Genomic DNA, 25110 nt, shown 5'->3' with positions numbered 1-25110 from the left:
TTTATAGGCAATAGTTACAGCGCTGCTTACCTGTCACCTTCAACCTACCTTTATAAAGGCAGCACCTGCACCGCCGCTTGCTTCCCGCTTACTTGTATGCCGGATTGTTTCTTGCCGCTCTCCTCTAGATCCTTCAGCATGCGCTCCAGCAGCTCCTTCGCTTTGGGACCTTCCTTGCCTTGAATTTTTACAACGAACTGCACGCCGTTGCCTGAACCAAGAAGCTTCGCTGCCTGCCGCAGCTTCGTATCATAATCATGATCCTCTATATGCGCGGTCAAGCGGAGCTCTTTTATTTTGCTTGGCTGCTCCTTTACTTTTGCCCCACGTTTCTCTTGGCCAGCCTGTTTCTTCGCTTGCCCTTTGGCTACCAGCTGGCATGGCGGAGGACTGCTCATAAGCGAGGTGCAGACCAAATCCACTTTCAATTCCTTTGCTTTTGCCAGCGCTTCATCACGCGAGACAATGCCTAAATCCTCGCCTCGCAAGCCAGTCAAGTGCACCTCGGAGGCGCGTATTTTTTCATTCATAATAACCATCGATGCCATATCCGTTAATCGCTCCCTTGCCATGAATACGGAAAACAGCAGCCTTCACTTGCGAAGCCGCTGTCTATTCCTTCCTCTATTATACGCTTTTATTAGATGTCCAGCGCGGTTTGTTTATGTGTTTTCCCACCAATGCCGCTCTCTGCACTTCTCTTCGCTTCTGCCTCATCCCGCTCTGCTCTGCGCAGAAACTTTTGGCCTCTCCAGCGAATTAACGACAATATACCGCGGATGTACTCATCTAAGATCATGCAGGCATATATCCCGATCAAGCCCCAGCCAAGTTGAATTCCCACAAAATAAGCTAATCCTGTTGCAATCAGCCACATCGAGAATACCGAAGTCCACATCGTAAAACGGGTATCGCCTACCGCATTTAATGAATTGCCGAGCGCCATATTGATCATTTTGCCCGGCTGCAGCAGTAGATTCATTCCGAGCAGAGACACGCCTAGCGCCACGATTTCTTTGTTCTCCGTAAACATGCCTAGCAGCTGCTTGCCAAACAAATAGATAAGAAACGCGTTAACCGTCACCACCGCTAGCCCAATCCACATCGCTCGGAAGGCGATATGGTACGCCTCTTTCACTTTGCCCGCTCCAAATAGATGGGCAATCTGAATTTGCACTGCCAGTGCAATCGAATAACCAAGCATGAAGCAAAACGATTCCAACGTATTCATATACGTCCTTGCCGCCAGCTCATTCGAGCCGAGAATAGCCAAAAAGGTGAAAATAAGCAGCTGTGTAAACACCCAGCAAGACATATTCACGCCAAGCGGCCATCCAATACGGAGAATTTCGCCGAACAGCTTACGATTAAATACATTAAAGTCACGAAGAGCAATTGTACGTTCAAAAGAGCTAAGGAACATGATGAACAGCACAATCGTAGCGAGCAAGCGGCATAACACGGTTGAGATGGCTACGCCCATCAAGCCCCATTTTGGAAAACCGAATGCCCCGAAGATGAACGCATAGTTGAAAAAAACATGCACAACGTTCATTCCAATTGCCGTATACATAGGTCCCTTTGTATTTCCCGTATTCCGAATCGATGTGCTAAGCGCCGACATCAACGCAATCAATACCATCCCGCCGCCGACTATCGAGATATACGTCTTTGCCAGTGGAATCAAATTTTCTGGAAGCTGCAGCACCGCAGCGATCTCGCCTGGAATGAGGATGAGCAGCCCGCTAAGCAAAAGCCCAATGATGGCACTTACTTTCACCGCCATTATCGCGATGGTGCGAGCATCCTCGCCATTTTTGGAGCCTATTTTTTGCGCAATGAGTATGCCCGCTCCACTCGCGACCGTTATAAAYAAAGTCGTCAACGCTTGAAACAGCTGGTTAGAGAAGCCTACTACCGCTACTGCATCATCCGATATCCGGCTCACCATCAGCGTATCCGCCGCACCGAGCAAAAATTGTAAAAACAGCTCTATGAATATTGGCCATGCCAGCATCCAGAGCGAAATCTTTTTGTTAGATAAAGCCATCCTGTTGTCCTCCTGCATCGGCTGCCTAATGGCGGCCGTATCCGTTGTCTTATCATCAATCGTCATATCAAATTATAGATGCTATACTGAGCTTGATGTATCACTTTTACAACTGAAACTATAACGATTCAAACTTCAATTTTTGAAGGAGAAAATCCTAACATGACCATCATTCATATGACGATTCCACCGCTGCCGCATTATATCATTGGGGGTTATACGGTTGCCCCTTCTGGCCGCAAGCATCCAAGCAGATGCAACATTAATGTGTTTGATTTGCTTGTTGTAACGCGGGGCTGCTTATACATGGGAGAAGAAGATCAGCATTATGAAGTAAGCGCAGGGCACGCTCTTATTCTCAGGCCGGATGCCCATCATTACGCAACGCGTGCATGCGAGGAGCAGACCGCTTATTACTGGATTCATTTTCAGACGACTGGGATCTGGAGTATAACAGATCAATCCATGCCTGAGGTACCGCCTGACAGTTCCAAAACAAGAATACAGAGCACCAACATTTATACGGCACAAACCTTTGCCAAACAGCTTCCCCAGTTTGCTAAACTGCTGCAGCCCTCCAAGATGGACAGTCTGCTGCGCCAGTTGGTTCAGCTTAATATGAATGATCATATTCCCAGCGTAAAATGGAAGCAGCAGCTTGTATTCCAAGAGGTTATCGAGCATTTATCCGCATCGATGGAAGCGGAGGGACCTTCTCCCTCTATTTTGTGCGCAGAGCAGGCAGCTTCCTATTTGCGAGAGCATTATCGTGATAGCATAACCGCGCAGGAGCTGGGAGACAGCATTAACTTTCATCCCGTTTATATCGCAAGATGCATGCAGAAAGAGTTTGGCTGCGCGCCGTTCGATTACCTCATGCGTTTCCGGATTGAACAAGCAAAGCTGCTGCTGCTTCAAACGGATCTGCCTATCGCCCGTATAGGAGAACAGGTCGGCTTTAATCACGCTGCCTATTTCACCTCTTGCTTTGCCAAATACGAGAGCATATCGCCGCGCAAATATAGACAACGATTTTCTCATGGGTAAGGTTGGGTGCATTTCCGCCAAAACATTACACCGAACATCAGGCTCTTCCTTCGACATTAGTCACTTGCCTGCTTGCTCATAAAAAAGGAACGGCTCCCACTAAGGGAACCGTTCCTTCCTAATGCCCTATTGATCAAGCACCGGATGATACATCACTACCGCTTACAGCAGCTGTACTATGCTTCTTGCCCCAGCCTGTAAGCCACTTGCCTAACCGAATGGATGGCAGCTCTATGAAATAGTAGCTTAGCGCCCCGGCTCCGAATGAAGCAACAAAGGCGAGTATCACAATAAACGTGGTTTCCAGCTCGCCATTAAGCAGATGGATGAGCGACAACAGGATGATCATATGGTACAAATAGAGACTATATGAGATTTTACCCAAAAACAATAACGGCTTTCGCTGCAGCTGCCTCGATAAACGAACGGATGACAGCGCTGCAATAATGAAGATCGAAGCGCCGATAGCCGTCATCCAATCGCCGCTGTGCGGCATGAGCATGTCATGAAAGTCCTCGCCATAACCGATCCATTTGAACGAATAAAAACACAGTCCGATAACAAGCATCAGCATGACCCGCCAGCCATGCAATCGTGAAAATGCTGACTTCAGCTCTTTCTGATATTTGGCCAGCAGCGCCCCTATAATGAAGAAAGAGGCATAATGCAGCGAGATCACAAAGTTCGTCATATATTTCGTTTCAAAATTTTCAAGCATAATTTCAGCGCCAATGGATAAGACAAGTGCCAGCGGCAGCCCTACCTTCCAGCTGCTTTTTACAATGATGAACATAATAAACGGGAACAATAACGAGATACGCATTTCATGAACGAGTGTCCACAAAATCGGATCATACCTCGTCGTATTGTAGTTTCCTACAAACAGCAAATGATGAATGATTGAGGTCACATTAGGGGGGTTCACCCACAGATTGTTATAATAGCTCGTCAAATTCGTCAGCTTCGATACATAGACGATTTCCCTCATTAATATGGCGATCAATAATGCGACGAGAAAAGGAATGTAAATACGGCAAATCCGCTTAATTACATATTTTGAATAGGATTGCTGGCGGTTGCTGAAAAACGGCAAGGAAAGTACAAATCCGCTGAGCAGAAAAAACATAATGACCGCTTCATGACCGCCCCATATCGCATGCAGCGGCGTGTATTTAAACAGGTTAAGCGGGTAATCAAAAAAGCTGAGATCCGACGTATTTTGCGCAATAGGCGCAAATACCAATAAGAAATGACCAATCATTACGGCTAATGCCGCCAATCCCCTAAGTGAATCTAATTCCTCATAGCGCTGCAAGCTGCAATTCCCCCACATTTACCGAATCTATACAATGTCAAAGACGATTATAATGGATAGCAGCCTGCTTTGTCCGCAACTATTTTTGCATCACTTACAAACGGTATTGAGATCTATTCCTTGACCTTGAACGCCACAGCTTCACCAATCCTAAAATACACAAGCAGATAAGTAGTCCCGCACATCCACCTACAAAATCAAGAACGACATCAGTTGCGTTACCCGTACGCTCGTCAGAGCCTAATTGATTCCATTCATCCATAGCCGGGACAGCAATGGCAACTATCAGTGTAAGTATAATGGAAAGGAACCAGCGTCCGCGGGTCAATGCTCGCAGGAACATAAACATCAACGCAGCAAAAGTCGCATACACAAACAAATGTGCGCCCTTTCGAAACAAAAATTCGATAAAGCTATAAGGCCGATCATGTGAATTAACGATGCTCGTTCGATAGGTAAGCGTAACATCCGGCAGCCATCTCACGAGCTGATCGTATGTAAAGTGACTGCGTAAAAACGGCTGAATACTTTGTTGCTCATAGGTTTGGGATGAAAATAGGAATAAAAGCCCGAGCCACCCTACTAATAATAGCCCCCACATAATAGCCCACTTCCATCTAGCAGGTCTATACATATTCAATTGCACCTCCTGTAAAGCAACCAGCTTCCAATTTATTATCCCTCTATCATACTTGAAAAAAACACTCAAACAAAATGCGAGCATAGGCGTGCTAAATTAGGCATGCCAAAAAACGGCTTGCTCGCAAAAGTGAAGCAGCCGGCGGCGTTGAAATTTTTAACTGAGAAATAAAGAAATATAATCCATCAATTATCAATATAAATGATATAAAAGTCCTATTTCAATATAGTCAATAAGCCTAAAGTTTGGTATTATAACTAAAAAGAAGTGAAATGAGGGCGATAGACATGTCTAGTTATTTAATGTTTACTGAGCTATCAACGCCATTGAAATGGTTTGGCATTCGGATTTTCAAGGATGAGAACGGCAGCTACTGGTATAAATACAAACAAAATAAACGTAAACGTATTTTTAAATAGAGCTATCGTCATCTAATAATGTACGTGATGCACAATTCTCCTCATTCATGCAGCCTCTCTCAAATCTTACGCAATCATAGCAATTAAGAACAAGATCAAGCGCCCTGCTTGCTCCCAACACTTCATCAGCTTGATAAGACTGGCACACTAATAGCTTATCGATCATTTCCTGCCGCAGCAGCTCAATCGTCTGCTCTAGCTTTATTTTGTGTAGAACAGTATCTCTATTAATGGTCCCTCACCTCTCCCTGAGCATGCGTATTACGAACGGTATCACCATTTAGTTCCTCGCTATACATATTGCTTATCCTTCTCATTACTTGACTAGCCGCTGCAAAATCGCCATCTTTTTTATAGCTATCCGCGAGTGACTCAACAAGGCCCAGCAGCATGTATTCCAGCCTGCTTCGTTCCTGAACCGCCCAGTTATCGTACAAGCCTGCGAGCATTTCTTCTACAGGATAGACAAGCAATTCTTTAATAAGAATAAATTTCCTTAATGCCCTTTTCTCCATATGAGCCTCTTCAAGCGACTGAATCCATTTCAGCAAATCACACACGACAACCGCGTTCAGCTTAACATGGCTGCGATTAGCAACAATCGGATTCGTCCCCGCCGTATCGAACAATCCCTTTAAATGAGAAAGACTAACTCGCAGCAAATTACTTGCTTTGCTAATCTCTGCAAGTGGCCATAACGCATCGCATAACTGTTCTCTGGTCGGATTCGGGTAAAACATTAAATAAACAAGCAATCTCTTCGCATTACGCTGCTGCCAGCCACTCGGTATTTCCTGGCCATTAATAAATACACGAAACGCCCCAATTAGCTTGACCTCGAGCATCATTTCCTTGCTTGGAGTACTCTTATAGGAATCGCCAAACATTTTAATGGCATCGATCCTCATTAACCCAAGCAGCGGATCACCGACATGATTGCTCTCCGTGCCACCTAAAGGGTTGGATAGGAAATCTAATATCTTCTGAGCGGCATAGGTCTGATTATCTATAAACACCAAGCTAGCTGCATCAGGCACCGTTACCGAAAACGCATTCGGAATAAACTGCGCCGTAATCTTCGACATATAGGATGGATAAATCGTATCTTTGTCCCCCGCCATAACGAGGCAAGGCTTATTAATTGCGGATAAGTCATCCAAAGGATTCTCGGCTGCAAAGAGCTCAATTAATTTAAAGTACACATCCATGTCGCACTGCAAGTACGCCTCTTTTACCCATCTTGTCTCTTCCCTATCCTGAGGCAAACAGGTTACTAAACTAGCCATCTGCTCCGCCAGTGCAGCTGCCACACCGTTCTCAGCATAGCTCCGGCGCAGCTCAACCGAACGCTCCATTGCCTCCGGAGGATAAAATCCAATCGTCGAAATAAGAACAAACGACTTCACTCGCTCCGGGCGGCTCATTCCATACCTTGCAGCAAGATTACCGCCAAGTCCATGACCGACCAAATGTGCTTCCGTTATGCTATATAAGTGGAAAATGTCATCAAGATCATTGCAAAGCAGCTCCCATGTTAACGGAGAACCGTCATGCGATCGCTCCCCATGCCCGCGCAAATCAAACCGCACAACATGATACCGTTCAGTTAGCACCGCAGCCAGCGGCTCCCACACACGAGCATTTAGACCTAGACCGTGTAAGAGTACTACAACTTCAGCATCAGGATCAGAAATGCACTGATTAAATTGGTAGAACAAATTAAATATGTCCATAGTCCCCCTACATTACCACTACTGTATGATTTTAGGTTAGTCTGTAATGCTAGTGTAATGCAAATTTTAGTACTATGGTAGTGGCTTTGCTAGTGAAATGAGTCATTTTTTTACATTTTCCAACAAATTCTTGTAAGGGGAGACAAAAAACATGCAAAACAAGCTGTTTGAACGCAGCTTTTTGCTGTTAATGATCACTCTGCTTGATTTGGGTAATCCTTTTCGTGTTAAAATATATCAGGAATTGGATTGGAAAATTCATTATACATTTTTAATCTGCATGACAACCTACAATAAGCTGAACGTACAACTAATGACTCACCAGCCTTAAGATTTGTATGTAAGGGAGTTTGGGCTAAATGGGATCCCTTGTCCCCTATAGCTGCAGTTGGTTTCTTATAACTATGATAAATTATAATTAAATGTAAGCAGATGTATTTATCACTTCATATAATTGGAAGGATAACGCAAAGCAGGGGCAGAAGAAGTCATCGCGACCTCTTCTGCCCCTGCTTTAATTTTACAAAAAAGAAGTGAAAACTCCTATTACATCAAACCCTCTGCAATAGCTCTTCCTGCTTCAAGCTCTTTGTTAAAGGCTTCTCTGTAGGAAGCAAGAACGTCTGTGCTATACCCATTCGTCGTCAGCTTAGCTTTCGTATCTGTCATGATAACTTCAAATTTTGCAGAGCAATTGTCTACTTCTTGAAGTCCTTTAGCTTTAAGCTGAGCTTGAACTGTCTTATCCGTTGCCGCTACATACTGCAGTCCAATATCCATTAGAGTTACCTTGCAGCTTTCTTTCAGCGCAGCGAGCTTGTTCTCTGCTTCTGCCGTAATTTGCTCATACGTCGGTTTAACTGGTACGCCACCACCGCCGGCATTACCCGTACCGCCTGTACCACCAGAGCCTCCCGTTCCGCCACCCGTGCCTGGAAGAACGACTCCGCCGCCACCTTGCTCAGCTCGATATGCTGCTGACTCACCGCTAACTGTTTTCGTCACCGGATCGTAGCTAATCTGCGTGCCTACTGATTCTGACAAGAAACGAATGGGCACATAGATCGAGCCTTTATAGGCATAGAGGGATTGACCAGCCGGCAATGCCTTCGTCTTTCCATTAAACACAAGAGTTGCATTAACTGGCTGTATCGCAATTGTAACGCTCGTTTGCGGCTTCTGGCTGCCCGTAGCGGCACTCTGCAATTGTTTCTTCAGCGCAGCAAGCTCTTTCTCTGTTGGCTCGGAGATCGTCGCTTTAGCCCCATCCCAATTCACTGTTTTTAGCAGCGCGTAAGAAATATAACGAATCGGTACGTATGTACTTCCTTGATGAATAAATGAATATTGTCCATCGGGCAGTTTAAGCGCTTGTCCATCAAATTGCAGCTTAATGGGCTGTGTCTTTGTCTTAATCGTTTCGGTTGCTGCGGATGCAGCGGTTGCAAGTACAGATGACAACATCATTACAACCAGAAAAACAGATAGAATACGTGACTTTTTCATAGAGCCTCCTCAGAATAGTAAAGCTTACTTGTTTAGCGAGTTTGCAATTACTGCAAGCGCATTGGCTCTAGCACCAGCTTTCGCACTCTCGTATTGCGCGCTCCAATCCGGAAAGCTTTGCTCACCTAGATCGGCTGCTTTATACTCGCTCTTGGCAATGCTTATTAATTGATTGAATCTGGCATCGCAATCGGCTTCCGCAGAAAATACCTTATTCAGGTATTTACTTTGAATAGTAGCAAGCGTGGCTTCCTCATCCCCGCTAAGCTCTTTCGCAATCTGCTTAACCAAGCTATTGCTAGTTGCTTGACACGAAGATTTCAGTTTTTCCAGCTTTGCTGTAACCGATGCATCAATCTCTTTTTTCTTCTGGGACTTATTTTCGGAGTTTGTAGATCCCTTATCCGGCTTTTGTCCCTTGTCTACATTATTAGACGCTTCATCTGGCGGCAAAGTTGCGCTCGGACTAGGTTTTAGGACTTCATCTGGCTGCGTCGTTGGAACTAGATCAGGCTCTTGTGATGGAGCAGCATCAGGTTCTGAAGTCTGATCTGTCTGATTAGTAGATTGTTCATCGGGCTGCTCCGTAACATTCGGCGACTCTTGTCCTGCATTACTATCTGCAGCTTCTTCAAGACGCCCATTCAGTTCATCTACCTGATTTAACTTCGAATAGAGACTCATGCTTCCATAAATGACAATGCCGATAACAACGAGAGCACCTGCGATAATCATTAGTGTTTTGTTCGTTTTTTTCATTGTTTTGGTTTCATATGAGCCATTAAAGAAGCAATGATTGCATATGAATCTCCTTCTTAGAATTTTAAAATAAAAAAGCTGACGCTTCATAGTGACGGGGCGTCAGCTTGCGGATATAGCGTTTTCAGACCTGTTAACGACGCCCTACGTGCTAGTTCATGAGACAGCTGCTAGTTTATTTTTGTGATAAACAATTCTCAAATAAATCTCCATGCGCTTTTTCTCATCTAAGCAATCTTCCCACAGCAATTCATTGAATCCCATACAGAGCTGATGCCATTCACGTACAACGTTTGCGCGCATGAACATAATAATAACCTCCATGTTTCCACATAAACCACGACGGGAGGCACGATATTCGGTAGCTGGCTGGCAGTCTTTTCAAAGATAAGCCCCTGTAGCTTTGCGTCACCACTTTTCAATGGTTTTGCCTTTATCGTGTGGGATATGTAGTTGTTTTGTTTAATGGTATGGTAACAAAATTGTTGAGGGGTGTATAGGACTTTTAGATCTAATTCGTGTTATTTTTCTGTGATAATGTCACTATGGGACAATTACATTGAGCAGCTCTAGTGTTGCACTAATGCTCTCTGAATCTTCATTATATTCTGCTTTATCTCCATACGAGCAAAAAAAATCCTTTATAATAGATATGGTAGGTAGCCCTGTCCATAATCCATCGAAAAGGATCATCCTATGGACAAGCATACGCTCTTTTCATCGTTTGGTAAATGGTTAGCGCCAATATGTACGAGAACGTTCACAGACCCAGCAAGATAAATTCGTGAAATAGTTAAAGACCTTGGCGTACTTAAAGTTGTTCTTGCATGCACAACTAAAGGTCAGAGAAGGACTTCGGCATATCGCTGACGATGTGCTCAGTAAGGCATTTCAAGAGGAACTTGGGCTCACATCAATCTCGGTACTCAGCTCAGTCGTAAGCACAAACAGATCAATCCTGAGCTGCTCCAGCAGGTGTTCGAGCGTCTCGTCATGCGGATTTTTGCGAAATATTACGCCCCGACTTATCGTCGTTCGATCAAGATCATTGACTCTTCAACAGTGGTCTTATGCTTGCAAGAGTACAAATGGTCAATATTTCGCAAGACAAAGGCTGGCATCAAACTCCATATGCAAGTAGCATTTTTCGGCGAACAAGATGTTATACCCGACTAGGCGACGATTACGGCAACTAAGAAGAATGACCGCACCCAGCTTGAGTAGCTTGTTGATGAACCTAGCGTCACTTATGTGTTCGACCGTGGTTATATCGGCTATGCAGCATTGGACCGCTACTGCGAGTGCGATATTTCCTTTCGCCACTCGGCTCAAGAACTACGCTTGCATGGAGCCACTTGAAACCCTTGAAGTCAAATCAGAAAGTAGCGTCAGCGAAGACGTCATTGTACGGGTTGGTTCGCAGCAGATGAGCATGAAACACAGGCTGCGGATGGTTCAAACCGAAGACTCACAAGGCAATTTACTGTATCTGGTCACGAACCAATTTGATCTTATGTATGACGAAATTAGCGACATATATCGAAGTAGCTGGGCGATTGAAAAGTTCTTCAAGTGGATGAAACAACACCTGCAAATCAAGCATATTCACAGACAAAGTGATCGTGCCGTGCATAACCAGATTAGGATCGCACTGATCAACTTTTTATTCTGTCCTCTCCTATCACTGTGAATGTATAGGTCATTATTTTTAGGTACTCCATAAAGCGTTTCAAGAAACTCAGAGTAATTAAAATTCAGGTATAAAGCATCACGATTATATAGCTTATCGAGGGCTCTTTCTTCCCAGTTTGAGGATATAATGTTTTAATCCATTATTTAAACCGTCGGGACAAACTATCGAGCAGATCAGGAATAACTTGAGTCCCCATTTCAATAGCTGCAAAATAATCGGCATAAGAGAAGTCGTCATCATCCTCATCGAATGTTTCCATATAAGTATCGAGCATTGTATCTACTAATTCCATAACCATTTCACGAGAAAGAAAAGCCAGGTTATTTTAAAATCACACCAAAAATTCTCTCATTCGAGATAAGTATCCATTTCGAGGCTTAGTGCCCTATCTCGCCTCTTGAGATAATCCCTGAACATAGAATAGGCCGGATTTAACTTTATGGAGTAGGTCAAAACCTTTACCTATTAAATATAATGTTGTAGGATATTGAGTCATATATTATTCTGCCCCCCTACTTATCAAACTATTTACTTTTGTTTACATAACTAAATTAACGCATTGAAATATAAAGTCGAAAAAAGCACACACCAAGTTGTCAAATAAGACGGCCCAGCGGGTAATTCAATAAGACACACTACTCCCCATATCCCTTTTCAAATCGCCAAGCATCCCGACACATAGCAATAATGTCACGCTTTGCTGTCCAGCCTAGTTCCTGCTTTGCTTTTGAAGCATCTGCATAGCATGAAGCAATATCCCCAGGTCTCCGATCCACGATTTCATAAGGGGCTTCAATATTATTAGCTTCTTCAAAAGCTTTCACTAATTCTAGTACACTAGTACCTTTTCCGGTTCCCAAATTATAAACATGGACACCTTCAGTTAGGTTTTCCAATGCAGCAACATGCCCTTCAGCCAGATCCATTACATGGATATAATCACGAACTCCTGTACCGTCTACTGTTGGATAGTCATTTCCAAACACACGTAATTTCTCAAGTCTACCTTTTGCCACTTGAGTTACATACGGCATAAGATTATTTGGAATTCCATTAGGAGCTTCACCAATTAATCCGCTCTCATGGGCTCCTACTGGATTAAAGTATCGTAGGAGTGAAACTGAGAAAGCAGGATTTGCTTTGACTATGTCAGTTAAGATTCGCTCAATCATTGCTTTCGTTTCACCATAAGGATTAGTCGTTGGTAGAAGATCCATAGTCTCGACAAATGGAACTTTATTATCCCCGTAAACTGTTGCGGATGAGCTAAAGACAAATCTAGTTACACCATATTTTTGACAAGCTTTTGTAAGAACCATTGTACTTACGATATTATTGTAATAATATTCCAGCGGTTTCTCTGTAGATTCACCTACTGCCTTAAGGCCAGCAAAATGAATAACCCCATCAATCTTGTAATTTCTGAAAATAATTTCAACAGCTTCTGCATCTGTTACATCAATCTCGTAAAAAGTAACTTCTCTATCAGCTATATCCATGATCTTCATTACAGTCTCACGCTTACTATTGCAAAGATTGTCGGCAATAATCACTGAATGTCCTGCTTCAAAAAGAGCGATACAGGTATGTGACCCTATATATCCGGCGCCGCCGGTTACTAATATATTCACGAAATCATCCCCCCGTTCAAAAAACTTATTGCTTAGCACTTTAATACGTTATTGTACCAATGGCCCAGAATTCCCATAGCAAATAAAGCACCTAGCCATTTACGCTTCCCGTCTACTATCTAATTTCAAAGCTTAACATCATAAGTTACACGATGGTGTCCAAGACTTGCTATGAGTTATTTGTTAAACATTTTTCAGCGGGAATCTCACCTACTTTATGACACGGTAATATCACGGCAAACCTCATGTCAACGATGACCTCTTAATCTGGTCCCAGCAACTATTTTTTTTATCGCCCTTTTAAATGCGTAAGTTATTCCATTATATTTACATTGTGCAATGAAATGAGCCATATAACCAGAAAAACGTTTCGGTAATATTTTCGGAATTTTCTTTTTCAAATCAAAAGCATATGTCTCTACAGGCGAATACCATGAAGAATCGTAGTGATGAATCGTATGCGTATTAGCAGTAATAGTTAATTTACCCGTTTCAAAATCTTGTGGACAAAAGTATTCACTAGGGAATACTGTTAGTTCTCCACAATTAAACACACCCTCCTTATAGTTATATCCTAAGGAGTACAATGCTTTTGTATTAATTTTAGGGGCTGGAGTCAAATCAGGCTCCCCATCCTTAATAAAACTCATCGTGTTATATGCATCCAGCATACATTTTAGTGTCTTATTCCCAATGGTACCACCAAAACCAAGTCCAAGCGCAACATATTTAGAATTTTGTTCTACTCCACAAAACGCGTCCAATTTCAGCAAGTCATCAAACGGTTTTAATAATTCAACATCCGTATCTAAATAAATACCCCCATGGGTGTAGGCTATATCTAATCTTGCATAATCCGGAACAAACCCATACTTCTTATTTTGATAAGCTTCATACATATATCTGTTTTTGGTAACATCATAATTTGTCTCATTCCATTGAATGATTTCATAATCCGGGCAATATTTCTTCCAACTCTCGATACATTTTAAGGCACTTTCTGGCAATGGGCTTCCACCAAACCAGCAATAATGTATTATTTTAGGTATCAATTTCTCTCCTCCAAATCATTTTCCCGCCATTTTTGTAAAGAGCACTCAACTATCAAAACACATCAAAACTAATAGAATAATCCTCGTATATTATTTTTACAGCTATATCCTAGTCTTAAAATCACTAATTTTACAGTTGAAATACTCCAAATTCTTTCCTAACACTTCAATATCATCAAACCACCAATTCGTTTGCATGATTTTATTGCGCTCAACTTCAGTAAATCTCCAACCAATGTGCTTAGATGGTACTCCACCTACAATCTCATACGGCTCAACATCCTTAGTTACAACTGCGCCTGCTGCAATTACCGCTCCATTACCAATGTTTACTCCTTCTAACACAATTGCATTAAGACTAATCAGCACATCGTGTCCTATTTTAACTTTATTTCTTTTTTCTGTAGGTCCCCCAGCAAAAGGATGCGTTGTTCTTTTATAAAGATCATGTTCAAAGGGATTAATATATACACCACTGGAAATTGAACAGTAGTTACCTATTTCACAGTTTTCTACACTTGCATTTTTATTTATATAACTATTCATTCCTATTGATACATCATCAGTAACTATAGAATTTTCTGCTATCAATACTCCTTTTCCGTATGTTGCTTTAAGACTAGCTCTTGTACTATAAATCTTTGTTCCTGCTTTTCTGTTATATATCGAAAGTAAAAAAACCTTTATAATATATTTCATCATTTTTTTAATATCTCTTAACATATTTTACTCACCCCTTTTATTGGGTAAAATCAAATTTTTAATATATCTAAAGTATTCACGCATACTGATAACAAACATTAATATAATATTAACCAAACTTGAAAGCAGTGTACTTATGAGGATGTAGTTGGTTTTCTTTTCTGTCATAAATAATGTTCCTAAAAAACCTGCCAAAGAATTTGCACCTACTCCTATCACAGTTGCAGGAACTAGATATATAGCCTCGTGATATTGATCGCTTATTACATACGGAAAAATAACTTTAGATACAAGGATAAAAACTGCGACTCCATATGCCACACCCGTTGTCATAATATCTATAAATATAGGATAATTTTTTTTCCGTTCACTTTCATTGGTCATTAAATACGCAGTTTCATTCCAGGCAAATTGCAAAACGGATACAAGCAGTGTAATCATAGATGAAAACTTATTTGCTATTGCATATATACCATTTGCAGAATCCCCATTAAAATTTATGATTAAAAACTTTGTATATCCGCTCAAAAGCCAGTATGAAATCGTTGCAATACAAAGGGGGAATGAAAACTTAATCATTTGCACTATTAGTGCATAATCCGTTTTGCCTATTCTAAAATGGCGCAGTACTCCAACTTTCAATTCTATTATGAGTAATTGAATAATAATACCAATGATTGATGAAACATAAATAGATTTAATATCCCAACCTAAGCCAACAATAAACGCTATGTTCAGCAAGGCTGTTGTTAAAGTTCCAATAACGCCTGAAAACACAAATAGCTTATTTTCCAAGAATATTCTTGCTGTGTATGTGTACAAATAATTTAGAGCATACAACAAACCATAAATAATAATATACTCAAAATACTGGAATTCAAAAAAATGTTGTACCAAAGAAAATAAAGAAAAATAGATAACACAACCGAATAAGCATACGACAATTGAATTAGTAATTACATTTTGTTTATCTTGTTTCTTGTCGTAATCAAACGCATATCTATACATCCCATCCCATATTTGAAAGAAAGCGATAGGTGCAATCAAATTGATAATGGTCATTACAAAATCATAGGATCCAAACTGATCAGGACTTAAATTATTTGTATATAACGGCAATAACAAAAATGAAACAAGCTTAATAAGAACATTACCAGTTAAAAAAACCAATGCGGTTTTTATAAATCGTTTAAGCCTCAATTTTTTACCTACCTTTCCCTTTAGCTTGTTTCAGTAGAATCTACAACTTAGACTATTAATGTGATCTAAATGCTCATAATGGCATCTAAACATAATGTTTACTATCTTTTCTGGACAGTGGGAAGTTCTCATAGAAAAATAACCCAATTAAGCGAAGACATGATAACCTAAGGTTGCCACACCAAAAAAGGAGATCAATCGCTAAAAGGATTACATTTAGTAGTTTACCTGATTCTTAAGCGATTCACCAAACCATGTTAAAATATATCGATTCCATCTTGTATCAATTTCGCCCTTGCTGCTCCAGAGGAGCTGCTTACCAATGGCTTGTTGTTACCACCATCGGCAACATGTTGCGCTCAGATCGTCTGGGTGTGACCTCCTTCATCCGTGATTTGTCTTTGCAGCCCCGTTACTATGAGTGCCTTATCCATTTCTTTCGTTCTTCAGCGTGGTCTCTAGTGTCTCTTCGGTTAACGTGGCTTCAGGTCGTGATGCGAATGACCCCACTCCTTTATGTTAACGGAATGGCTGTACTTATCGGCGATGGGATGAAGCAGACAAAGGAAGCTCGGCGGATGCCTGGTGTCAAGAAACTTCATYAGGAATCTGAGAATTTCTCCAAGGCGGAATACATCTTTGGTCATCTGTTTGGCGCTGTTGGCATTCTTATGGGAACACCATAAAAGTGGTTTTGCTTGCCGTTGTTCATGAATCTGCAGGATGGCGTGAAAACTATATTCAGCTAGAACGAACCCTCTGAATCGCAGGATTCGTATGTTGTACAGATGATCGAACAGGGCTTTTCGGCTGCCAAGACACTCGGGAAAGCCCTGTTCCTGTTGGATCGCTATTTCCTGTGTTTCAGAGCCGTGCTGCAGAGTTTAAAACAGCTACAGTGACGATTTATGGGAAGGAAGAAACCATCCAATACATGTGTCTAGATATGCTGTGGGGACAGGGGCTGTACCAGGAACTGCGTTTTGTCCTGGTTCGGTTTGGTGACCAGTTGTCCATCCTCGTGAGTACCGTCCTGACTTTGGGAGGGACGGACATCATTTGCTTGTACGGATACCGCTTCAGGATCGAATGCACCTTCCGTGAAATGAAACAGGTAATCGGCGGATTCAGCTACCAGTTCTGGAGCAAATCTATGCCGAAGCTGAAGCGCTACTTGAGAAAGGGAGAACCTCCTCTGGAGTCCGTAACCGATGAGCGGGATAAGGAAAACTTTCGATTAACTGTCAAAGCTATTAAAGGATACGTCATGTGCAGTTGCATTGCCATGGGCCCGTTGCAACTGGTCGCAGTACGTTATTCGTCCCTCGTTCCAAGCCTATTTTTCCGATATCTGAGAACGCCTTCCAACACCATTGTCCCCGAAGCAACGGTCATGGTTTATTTGCCCAAATGTATTTTTCGTTTGTTTGCTCGCAACCCGCATTTATCCATAACCCAAATAATTCAAGCATAGCAGGAAATCACTGATAGCCACGCTGATTCGCTGGCCTCTTAAAGCTTAGAACTTTTGACTGTCCAGTATCTTTTGATTTCACATACACATAACAATTCGCTAACGCTATTGTGAGAACAACTAAAATATGATTATTAATTGATTCTGTTAATCCATTAACAAGTACCATTACGACAGCTAATAAAACATATTTCCCTTTTAAATCTTTTATATTGATATGGCTTATAGCTTTAAAAAATCCAAGGATATACAAAAGGAAAGCCAATATTCCGCCTTCTAAAAAAATTTCCACAACAAAATTATGGGCCTCCGTAACAATATTATATCCGCCATAAGCATTCGGAAATATAATTTCTGCACCTCTTCCATACCCAAATAATGGGTTGTTACTTAGATAGTCAAAAACACCTTGCCAAATAACTGTCCTATAAGTTAGGTTGCTATCTTTGCCCAATAACGTAGTAAACTCAATCCAATATTGATTCTGAGCTAAAATACTAGTAAACACTAGCAATAGAAAATAAAAAGAAAAAGTACCGTATAATACAATCATTTTATTTACTCTAAATCTATAAAAAAGTAAGGCTAAGATAACAGCTACTGCTGCTACAACAATTCCTGTTCCACTTCCTGCAATAATTACTGAAAGTGCCGCCAAAATAAAGAGTATTATAGTAAAATTGTTAATCTTACCATATTTATTTATTGAGTAAACAACCCGAAGAAGCATCGCGGGAATCAGAACCATAGAAAGTCTATTCTTTGTACCAACAAAATACATTGCATAATCGTCTCTACCAATTTGTAGAACTGAAATAAAATTTATAATAACTATTACAGCAGTAATAGCAGAAATAGCTTTTAATATGTTTTCCCAATCCCTAATCATTAAAAACACAAATAACGAAGCAGCCAGGCACGACGTCATAACTCCGAAGCTAAAACCCTGATTGTAAGTTGTTACCATAAATATTTCCATTTGGTACAACGCAAAACAGATTGAAAAGAAGTCAAATTTTATAATGCCCTTACGAAACAGTAATATAATAGAAATAAATACTGATAATACTTTAAACCCATCTAAAATAGCACTGCTAAATAAAACGTTTATTCCACCAATTCCAATAAACGGTATAATAATAAGGATATACGTAATTATTATACCTATACTTTTGTCTATTTTCATAATTGAATCAACCTTTTGGATTATTGTCCAGATTACATGCAAGATCACTGGCGAATTAAACCGCAAAACAAATCGTGGCTATTATTTTAATTAGTGATTTTAAGTAACCAATAATCACGCATTATTTATTTAAGATTGTCATAATTATCTTTCTAGCTTTGAACAATATAATCCCATTTATTAATTTTAAGTACCCAATGTTCAAAATTTTACAAATTTCACCATTTGAGTTACCACTGGCCCTTGCCACTTCTTCAAACTGACCTATTTTTATCAAATTATAAGGAAAACTAGCAGTTTTTAGTGATAACTGAGTACAATAAATAAATCCCTGATAGTTATTGACATACATTTCAACATTGTTTTTTTGGGTTAATCCGTCATCTAAATAATTACACTTACAAATCACATGATTATACCAGCGTATCTTATATCCGTCCAAAGCAATCCGATCCCATGATGCGGATTCTCTCAAAAAATTTTCCCCCTGAAACTCAGGAAATGGATACTCTAATAAAATGTCTCTCTTATACACTTCTGCTTTATCACCTTCTAATCCTTTTTTTGTTCTTTCTATGTTAGTAGCATCTATAAAAGTATCATCATTATCTTGATCGCCAATTACACTATGACTATTACTCCAGCCTTTTAACCCAGAAATCCCCGCGAAATCGTTACCAGCAACCTCTTTTAAATGACTTGAAACAAATGCAATTGCATCAGAAGTAAGATAATCATCGCTATCTAGTATTAATATATATTCTCCTTTGGCTTTTGAAACCCCAAAATTAACAGCTCTATGCTTTCCACCATTAGGTTGCTTAAAATAATAAATTTTAAAATCATGTGTTTGTTTTATCCAAGTTTCTACTAATAGTGAAGTTTCATCGGTTGATCCATCATCCACAATCACCCACTCAAAGTCATTATTTGTTTGGCTAGATAAAGACTCATAAGCATTCTTCAGGATATAGCCTCTATTGTACGTCGGAGTCAATACTGTTATCATATATTATTAACCTCGTCAATAATCATACTGTTATATAAATGTTTGCCTTTCATCATCAACGACAAACACTTATAAAATCCTAATTCGCTAGTTTTGGATCTGTGACGAATTACGAACTGCAAAATCCATAAATAACAAAAGCTAGGAGACATAGCTGTAAAAACAGCTCCTAGATCGATAAAATATTTTTCCGTATAGCCTGTAAACCAACTTGAATTTCCATCCCCATCATCTATTTCCGCAACATATTCAGGCGATGAATATGCAATTATTCCTTTTTGTAAACAATCATGTAAAAACAAAGAGTCTTCTCCGCACGAAATACTAGCACCAGTCCCAAAATTTGGTGCAAAACATATCCTTCTATTAATAATTGACGAACGTCTAAAGGCTATTCTTGCAGATCCGTATCTCATAATATTGAAGAAACGCAATCTTTTCCTTTGCTTATTAATATACCGCTTACTCACATTACCTATTGATTTAAGATTAAACGTAAATAGTCCGACCATCGGATTTTTTTTAAACTCGGATAATATAACATCAGCATACCCATCTTTCAATATTTCATCATCGTCAACTAAAAGACAAATATCTCCCGTTGCTTTTGACAGTGCCACATTTCTACTACGAGAAAGCCCCCTTTCTGCCACATCAAACCACTTAACTGTAAAATTGTTTTTTTTAAATTCATGATACTCATAGTGTTCACATTGGTTAATAATTATTGCATCAGTTTGTATATTCATTTTCTCAATCAACGAAAAGTCTTTTTGTCTCATCGTTGATACCAATATTTGAATTGATAGCATATGCACCTCCGAATTTCCCCTTTATTTTACTGTTAGATAAATGAGTTAGTAATTTTTTCACACTCACATCTATTCAACGCTTTTTTCTGATATCTGTCGCCTTCTATAAGTATCTAGTTTCATCATTATCCAAGGACTTACACAACCACCAAGCAACATCATTTTTCTATAAGGTGATATTTCCCTTTTTGTCATGAGTCTAAAAGTGTTGCGCCTTAAGTAAGAGCTCCATTTTTTATAATCTTTCTGATGCTTCTTTTCCAAATCGTATTTCTTAATTTTCRCTACAGCCCCTAAGTAAAAAAGACAGAGATGCAAATCTTGCATTGTCTTGACTTTCGAGCTGTTTAATATAACTTGCTTTCTAATGTTGTTTAATGCTTTTTCACCGTTATATAACTTATTGATATCGAACTTTGTTGTTGCTGATGCTTCATTGTTTCGTCTGTAATAGTAAACTTTGCGATTTCCTACACCAACAGATTTAGATATTTGTGAAACAGTGATAATAAAGGTCAGTCCTTCTCCATAATATAAATTAGTCGAAAACCATATATTGTTGTCAACTATTAAACTTCGTTTAAAAATTTTATTCCAACAACCCACAATAACATCTGGTGATATAAGTAGTGCTGTCGCATCTTCTGATTGTAATTTCTTTATATATTCGCTTTCAGTTTGCTTCTCACCACTCTTGGTATAGCAACATTTTGAAAGGCAGAATTCCGAGCCTGTATTTTCAATTAGACTAAGCATGTACTCAACATAATCCTGTGCAATATAATCATCTCCATCCACAAAAACCAAATAATCTCCCGTCGATATTTCAATGCCACTATTTCTTGCAGCACTAACCCCGGCATTTTTTTTGTGTATAACACGAATTCTGCTGTCTTGTTGCGAAACACAATCTATAAGTTGTCCTGTTTCGTCTGTTGATCCATCATCCACAACAATTACTTCAATATTTGTATAGGTTTGATCTAATATGGATAAAAGACACTTTTCTATATACTTGCCCACATTATATGCTGGAATGATTATCGAAACCAGGAACTTTGAAGTTTCATTATCATGATTACCTACCATTTTCCCCCTCCATCTACCGTAGCGCATTTATAAGGAACTCCACAGATTTCATCCTTTCTTTCTCAAGGACAACTTTACTATTACTGAAATCAATCGGTGAATCTAATAACTCCATGGTTGGATTAAATCGCTCATCTAATGACACCAATTTCAGAAATGAAACCAATCGGGATGATTGTTTTCCAGCAGAGCCATACTGTCTTTCAAATGTGTAAAAAGGTACTCTATAATTAACGGCAAATGCTGTCCCGTGAAACGAATCCGTGCAAACGTAAAGTGCATTTTTAACATACTGGATAAATTCAACAGGTCCGGCATCCGGTGCAATATCGAACCAATCGGTCACTTTCCTTTGATAAGGAAGGGCTATTACCTTCAGTTTATTATTTTGAGCTAATTTCTTGATACACTCTATTGCGTAATCAGATGGTTCATTTAAAAAGTACGCTAATATATACTTTTCACTGTCTGACACGTCTTCTTTTAATTTCAAATATTTATCCCACTTTGTTCCATCTAGCAACAGCGTAGGATCAATCAAATGAGCAGCATCCTTATTAGTCAAATCCTTAATTATTGAAACACCAGATTCTTCTCGCACAGAAAGATTCGGGATATCCTTAATGTATTTTGTGATAATACTCTTATTGTAATAAGCAATTTTATCTCTTCCAAAACTTGGGGCAAATGCAATTCTTTTTTCTTTAGGCGCGAATCTTAAGTAATACTGAGGATCTACATATAATGCTTCTGCATTCCAAATCTGATCACTTCCGCACAAAAACGCCTTAAAATCATTACTCTTTGCAAGGCGCTTTAATTGATTCCATGTATAGTAATATGGTTGAATTTTTTTTAGTCTAAAAGTTTTGAATAACTCTTTTGAGTGTTCAGAATAGGGTTTACTCATGTTATCACTATAAACGTTAACTCTTTTTCTAATATTATGCGGTTGTTTCAAAAGCCTAATAGCGATAACAGCGACTTTCTTTAGTCTTACATCCCTACCTTTGATAAGACTACCTATTAATGAAATATTAATTCCCTGATATCCCAGTTCATTCAAAATCACCTTACTTGCATATGCCTGCAATGCCGAACCATAATTAAATCCAGTGTGTACAGTAGATATCCCAATTTTTTTCATAGCTTTCTCCTCTTGATAATCAATTCAACAAAAAAATTTTATTTAAATTTAATAGCTGATTATTACCCTCTATTTTTCCATCTCCGCTTGATAGAATACCCTCACCTGTATGCACTATCTCATCTCAGAAGATAAGAGAATTCGCCCCTGTCTTTATAACCTTTAACATTAAATCAAATTTCCCCTCAACGTCAATTGCATCAAATCCACCATTTTCCGTATGATATTTTCAAAAATAACATAGTATCTGTTTCGGTCGTATGATTCATTACTTAATATTCAGCAATTCAACAGAATACGCTAATTTCAAGTTCTACCTGTGGATAAAGTTTTGTTACTAAGTGATATTTAACGTATCTTCTTCGCTACTTCCTATTTAAAAATAGATTTATAAGTTTTGTAGGAGAAAATATCAAAGAAAGACTTAAGTTTTTGATCATATAAAAATACCTTTTTCTTCGGAGCTCCGCAAAAGCTAATACAGCRTAATGTCTCATTTTTATATACCTTTGTTCTTTTTGTGTTAATCTATCAAAGTATTTCTTTYTATATTCATAAAGTTGATTCTCGCCTTTTATTTTTCCATCCCCACTAGATAACCCGTCTGTTTCACTGTGTACATAAGCTTTAACCTCACATCCAGGCAAATAACTAAAAATCCCTTTCCCGTCTATTGCCTTCTGCATTAAATAGAACTCATCTCCAACATTAATTAGAGAAAACAGCCCAATATCTATCAGATATTTCTTTTTAAACATCATGACATCTGTTCCTGTCATATGATACATTAGATGATATCTCATCAAACTTTCTGATGAAAAATCTTTGATATAGTCTCTAACGCGTTTTTCAATCAGCTTATCTTTTTCATCATAGAGCCATAAGTCTGTGAGTGAAAAGTCTGCACCTTCTTTAGACATATGCTCAACTTGTTTCCTTAATTTGTCGGGTAAATAAATATCATCATCATCTAAAAAAGTTACATACTCGCCTGTAGCTACCATAATTCCTATATTTCTAGTTTCTGCAGATCCTTTATTATTCTTGTTCTGGATATATATAATTTCCACATTGTCTGAGATCTTCATACTGTTAACAATATTATCGATTTCAGTATTCCATTCAACATCAGCATTGTCATCAACCACAATAATTTCAAAATTAGAGTACGTCTGTGTAATTAAAGATTGTAAAGCTTTTTTCAGTGCTTCTTTTCGTCTATAAGTTGCTACAATAATTGATACCTTAGGAGAGTTATGCGATGACATATCTTTCTCATTATGAATCATAGTTGTAATGTTCATTTTGAGATCCCCACGTATTGTTTCACTGACTCTATATCAGCTTTTTTCGTTCCAGTTCCACCTTCAACAACACCATCACTCTTCAAAACACTTACAATGGTCAAAAAGAAACACTTAACATCCATCCAAAGGCTAAACTGCTCAACATAATCGCCGTCTAACTTTGCCTTAAACTCGATAGGAAGCTCATCCCTTCCATTAATCTGAGCCCAACCAGTTAAACCGGGTGGGACATCATTGGCACCATACTTATCCCGTTCAGCAATCAGGTCATACTGATTCCATAGTGCTGGTCTTGGCCCAATAATACTCATATGCCCCACAAATATATTCCAAATCTGAGGAAGCTCATCAAGCGAAGTTTTTCTCAGGAATTTCCCCATCTTTGTGATATACTGCTCTGGGTTATCTAATAAGTGAGTTGGAGTGTCCTTCGGTGTATCTATTCTCATGGTTCGGAATTTCAATATATTGAAATGTGTCTTGTTGATGCCAATACGTTTTTGCCTAAACAGCACCGGGCCTCTTGAATCTAGCTTAATAGCAATAATTAGAAATAAATAAATTGATGACAAAACTATAAGTCCAATTAGAGAAAGAATAACATCTATCAATCTTTTTATTCTCATATACATGCCTGTAACACTCCTTGAAAAGTTATTTAGTAAGTTAGTACTTAATTGGAAATCATTCACCTTTCCAACCAACTACTAAACCACTAAAATTGTATCCACTTCTCATAATCACCTCGGAATATTTATTCAATCTAACAACCAAATGCGGAATAAATATTCTTGATTTAATTACCCTATACAGAGTTTCTTCCTATTATATAAACCTTTCAATCAATCTATAAATCTCACTAAAAAGACCTCAAACCCCTTTTCCCACAATTTATCTAGCGTACCTTCTAACTACGACATCCAGTTCTCCCTTATTATCCAATTAGATTCACTGATTATCTCTATATTAATTTAACTTGTAACTGTTCATTCCCCGCAAGTTCATTTAATAAACAAAACAAGTATTAGAGAATTAATATTGTTCAATTAAATTTAATACCTAAAAAAGAAAACCCAAAAGGCGCACGCATTAATAGTATTAATGAGTTCGACCCTTTTTTTCATTCATCGGTAAAAAGAGCAGGGCTGGAATAGAAAGACACGCCTTGCTCACCTGCGACCTACCACATATACATGAAAGGACTATTGTACTCGGTTTTCCCGCAACGAAGGTTCATATTCGGGGCAGCAACTTATCAAATCTTAATTAGGACGTTGTAACCAACCTTAAAAGAAATTAACATTTAAACCAATTCATATGTAAGCTTTTAGAGTTAAAC

General features: G+C 39.3%; 28 protein-coding genes and 1 riboswitch. Of the genes, 6 read left to right on the top strand and 22 right to left on the bottom strand.

The window, feature by feature from the left end:
• Positions 1-50: 50 nt before the first annotated feature.
• Both infC and AB4Z17_RS00770 read right to left on the bottom strand, forming a co-directional pair.
• Positions 51-539: a translation initiation factor IF-3 gene (gene infC / locus AB4Z17_RS00775; protein ID WP_441957635.1), complete on the bottom strand. Its 489-nt coding sequence runs from the start codon at positions 537-539 to the stop codon at positions 51-53.
• A 101-nt stretch (positions 540-640) separates the two neighbouring features.
• On the bottom strand, positions 641-2050 hold the full coding sequence (locus tag AB4Z17_RS00770) for an MATE family efflux transporter (RefSeq protein WP_441957520.1): 1410 nt from the start codon (positions 2048-2050) through the stop codon (positions 641-643).
• Between the two features lie 162 nt (positions 2051-2212).
• Between AB4Z17_RS00770 and AB4Z17_RS00765 the strand changes: the two genes are divergently transcribed.
• A complete protein-coding gene (locus AB4Z17_RS00765) occupies positions 2213-3097 on the top strand; it encodes an AraC family transcriptional regulator (RefSeq protein WP_441910543.1) in 885 nt (294 codons plus the stop codon).
• 133 nt (positions 3098-3230) lie between these two features.
• On the opposite strand, the gene AB4Z17_RS00760 is transcribed toward AB4Z17_RS00765, so the two are convergent.
• Entirely contained in the window at positions 3231-4412 is a 1182-nt protein-coding gene (locus AB4Z17_RS00760) for an acyltransferase family protein (RefSeq protein ID WP_441957518.1), read from the bottom strand.
• A gap of 94 nt (positions 4413-4506) precedes the next feature.
• Positions 4507-5046, bottom strand: coding sequence for a VanZ family protein (locus AB4Z17_RS00755; RefSeq protein ID WP_441957633.1), 540 nt, complete (start codon positions 5044-5046; stop codon positions 4507-4509).
• A 293-nt stretch (positions 5047-5339) separates the two neighbouring features.
• Between AB4Z17_RS00755 and AB4Z17_RS00750 the strand changes: the two genes are divergently transcribed.
• On the top strand, positions 5340-5471 hold the full coding sequence (locus AB4Z17_RS00750; protein ID WP_256710911.1) for a hypothetical protein: 132 nt from the start codon (positions 5340-5342) through the stop codon (positions 5469-5471).
• Here the strand turns inward: AB4Z17_RS00750 and AB4Z17_RS00745 are convergent.
• Together AB4Z17_RS00745 and AB4Z17_RS00740 are read right to left on the bottom strand one after the other, a co-directional pair.
• Positions 5464-5658 carry a hypothetical protein gene (locus AB4Z17_RS00745; protein ID WP_441878029.1) on the bottom strand — a complete coding sequence of 65 codons (195 nt, stop codon included), beginning with the start codon at positions 5656-5658 and terminating at the stop codon, positions 5464-5466. The two genes, AB4Z17_RS00750 and AB4Z17_RS00745, sit on opposite strands and share 8 nt — an antisense overlap.
• A gap of 40 nt (positions 5659-5698) precedes the next feature.
• Positions 5699-7204 carry an alpha/beta fold hydrolase gene (locus tag AB4Z17_RS00740; protein WP_441957516.1) on the bottom strand — a complete coding sequence of 502 codons (1506 nt, stop codon included), beginning with the start codon at positions 7202-7204 and terminating at the stop codon, positions 5699-5701.
• Positions 7205-7355: 151 nt separating this feature from the next.
• On the opposite strand from AB4Z17_RS00740, the gene AB4Z17_RS00735 reads away from it, so the two are divergent.
• Positions 7356-7535, top strand: coding sequence for a hypothetical protein (locus AB4Z17_RS00735; RefSeq protein ID WP_441957514.1), 180 nt, complete (start codon positions 7356-7358; stop codon positions 7533-7535).
• 215 nt (positions 7536-7750) lie between these two features.
• Here AB4Z17_RS00735 and AB4Z17_RS00730 read toward each other — a convergent pair whose 3' ends face one another.
• The 3 genes from AB4Z17_RS00730 to AB4Z17_RS00720 all read right to left on the bottom strand — a co-directional run bounded on the left by AB4Z17_RS00730 (position 7751) and on the right by AB4Z17_RS00720 (position 9778).
• Positions 7751-8710 carry a copper amine oxidase N-terminal domain-containing protein gene (locus AB4Z17_RS00730; protein ID WP_441957512.1) on the bottom strand — a complete coding sequence of 320 codons (960 nt, stop codon included), beginning with the start codon at positions 8708-8710 and terminating at the stop codon, positions 7751-7753.
• Positions 8711-8734: 24 nt separating this feature from the next.
• Positions 8735-9469 (bottom strand): hypothetical protein, encoded by a 735-nt coding sequence (locus tag AB4Z17_RS00725; RefSeq protein WP_441957510.1) that lies wholly within the window; start codon positions 9467-9469, stop codon positions 8735-8737.
• A gap of 156 nt (positions 9470-9625) precedes the next feature.
• Entirely contained in the window at positions 9626-9778 is a 153-nt protein-coding gene (locus AB4Z17_RS00720; RefSeq protein ID WP_430055687.1) for a hypothetical protein, read from the bottom strand.
• Positions 9779-9826: 48 nt separating this feature from the next.
• Positions 9827-9911: riboswitch (cyclic di-GMP riboswitch) on the bottom strand.
• Between the two features lie 903 nt (positions 9912-10814).
• Here AB4Z17_RS00720 and AB4Z17_RS00715 point away from each other — a divergent pair.
• A complete protein-coding gene (locus AB4Z17_RS00715) occupies positions 10815-11159 on the top strand; it encodes a transposase (RefSeq protein WP_441957508.1) in 345 nt (114 codons plus the stop codon).
• Here the strand turns inward: AB4Z17_RS00715 and AB4Z17_RS00710 are convergent.
• The 6 genes from AB4Z17_RS00710 to AB4Z17_RS00685 form a co-directional block, all read right to left on the bottom strand.
• The gene (locus tag AB4Z17_RS00710; RefSeq protein WP_441957631.1) at positions 11075-11287 is read right to left on the bottom strand and encodes an AbiH family protein; all 213 of its coding nucleotides are present in this window, start codon (positions 11285-11287) and stop codon (positions 11075-11077) included. The two genes, AB4Z17_RS00715 and AB4Z17_RS00710, sit on opposite strands and share 85 nt — an antisense overlap.
• Positions 11288-11301: 14 nt before the next feature.
• Complete coding sequence (locus AB4Z17_RS00705; protein ID WP_441957506.1) at positions 11302-11454, bottom strand: hypothetical protein; 153 nt, start codon at positions 11452-11454, stop codon at positions 11302-11304.
• A gap of 343 nt (positions 11455-11797) precedes the next feature.
• On the bottom strand, positions 11798-12793 hold the full coding sequence (gene galE, locus AB4Z17_RS00700; protein WP_441957504.1) for a UDP-glucose 4-epimerase GalE: 996 nt from the start codon (positions 12791-12793) through the stop codon (positions 11798-11800).
• A gap of 248 nt (positions 12794-13041) precedes the next feature.
• Positions 13042-13845, bottom strand: a complete 804-nt coding sequence (locus AB4Z17_RS00695; protein ID WP_441957502.1) for a glycosyltransferase family 32 protein — start codon at positions 13843-13845, stop codon at positions 13042-13044.
• A 102-nt stretch (positions 13846-13947) separates the two neighbouring features.
• Positions 13948-14568 (bottom strand): CatB-related O-acetyltransferase, encoded by a 621-nt coding sequence (locus AB4Z17_RS00690; protein ID WP_441957500.1) that lies wholly within the window; start codon positions 14566-14568, stop codon positions 13948-13950.
• A gap of 3 nt (positions 14569-14571) precedes the next feature.
• The gene (locus AB4Z17_RS00685; protein WP_441957498.1) at positions 14572-15747 is read right to left on the bottom strand and encodes a lipopolysaccharide biosynthesis protein; all 1176 of its coding nucleotides are present in this window, start codon (positions 15745-15747) and stop codon (positions 14572-14574) included.
• A gap of 254 nt (positions 15748-16001) precedes the next feature.
• Here AB4Z17_RS00685 and AB4Z17_RS00680 point away from each other — a divergent pair, with 254 nt between their 5' ends.
• Positions 16002-16433: a hypothetical protein gene (locus AB4Z17_RS00680; protein ID WP_441957496.1), complete on the top strand. Its 432-nt coding sequence runs from the start codon at positions 16002-16004 to the stop codon at positions 16431-16433.
• Positions 16434-16606: 173 nt separating this feature from the next.
• Entirely contained in the window at positions 16607-17221 is a 615-nt protein-coding gene (locus tag AB4Z17_RS00675; protein ID WP_441957494.1) for a hypothetical protein, read from the top strand.
• 7 nt (positions 17222-17228) lie between these two features.
• Here the strand turns inward: AB4Z17_RS00675 and AB4Z17_RS00670 are convergent, their stop codons facing one another.
• From AB4Z17_RS00670 to AB4Z17_RS00640, 7 genes are all read right to left on the bottom strand, one after another.
• Positions 17229-18407, bottom strand: coding sequence for an O-antigen ligase family protein (locus tag AB4Z17_RS00670; protein WP_441957492.1), 1179 nt, complete (start codon positions 18405-18407; stop codon positions 17229-17231).
• Between the two features lie 121 nt (positions 18408-18528).
• Positions 18529-19416: a glycosyltransferase family 2 protein gene (locus tag AB4Z17_RS00665; protein WP_441957490.1), complete on the bottom strand. Its 888-nt coding sequence runs from the start codon at positions 19414-19416 to the stop codon at positions 18529-18531.
• Positions 19413-20198: a glycosyltransferase gene (locus tag AB4Z17_RS00660; RefSeq protein ID WP_441957488.1), complete on the bottom strand. Its 786-nt coding sequence runs from the start codon at positions 20196-20198 to the stop codon at positions 19413-19415. Before AB4Z17_RS00660 ends, AB4Z17_RS00665 begins: the two co-directional genes overlap by 4 nt.
• A gap of 99 nt (positions 20199-20297) precedes the next feature.
• Positions 20298-21317 carry a glycosyltransferase family 2 protein gene (locus AB4Z17_RS00655; protein WP_441957487.1) on the bottom strand — a complete coding sequence of 340 codons (1020 nt, stop codon included), beginning with the start codon at positions 21315-21317 and terminating at the stop codon, positions 20298-20300.
• Between the two features lie 13 nt (positions 21318-21330).
• Positions 21331-22464: a polysaccharide pyruvyl transferase family protein gene (locus tag AB4Z17_RS00650; RefSeq protein WP_441957485.1), complete on the bottom strand. Its 1134-nt coding sequence runs from the start codon at positions 22462-22464 to the stop codon at positions 21331-21333.
• Positions 22465-22829: 365 nt separating this feature from the next.
• On the bottom strand, positions 22830-23768 hold the full coding sequence (locus AB4Z17_RS00645; protein ID WP_441957483.1) for a glycosyltransferase family 2 protein: 939 nt from the start codon (positions 23766-23768) through the stop codon (positions 22830-22832).
• Complete coding sequence (locus tag AB4Z17_RS00640; RefSeq protein ID WP_441957481.1) at positions 23765-24403, bottom strand: sugar transferase; 639 nt, start codon at positions 24401-24403, stop codon at positions 23765-23767. The genes AB4Z17_RS00645 and AB4Z17_RS00640 overlap by 4 nt, the downstream gene beginning before the upstream one ends.
• Positions 24404-25110: the final 707 nt, after the last annotated feature.

The sequence above is a fragment of the Paenibacillus sp. TAF43_2 genome (assembly GCF_052113545.1).
Lineage (GTDB): Bacteria > Bacillota > Bacilli > Paenibacillales > Paenibacillaceae > Pristimantibacillus.
This window is presented reverse-complemented; position numbering and strand designations above follow the sequence as displayed.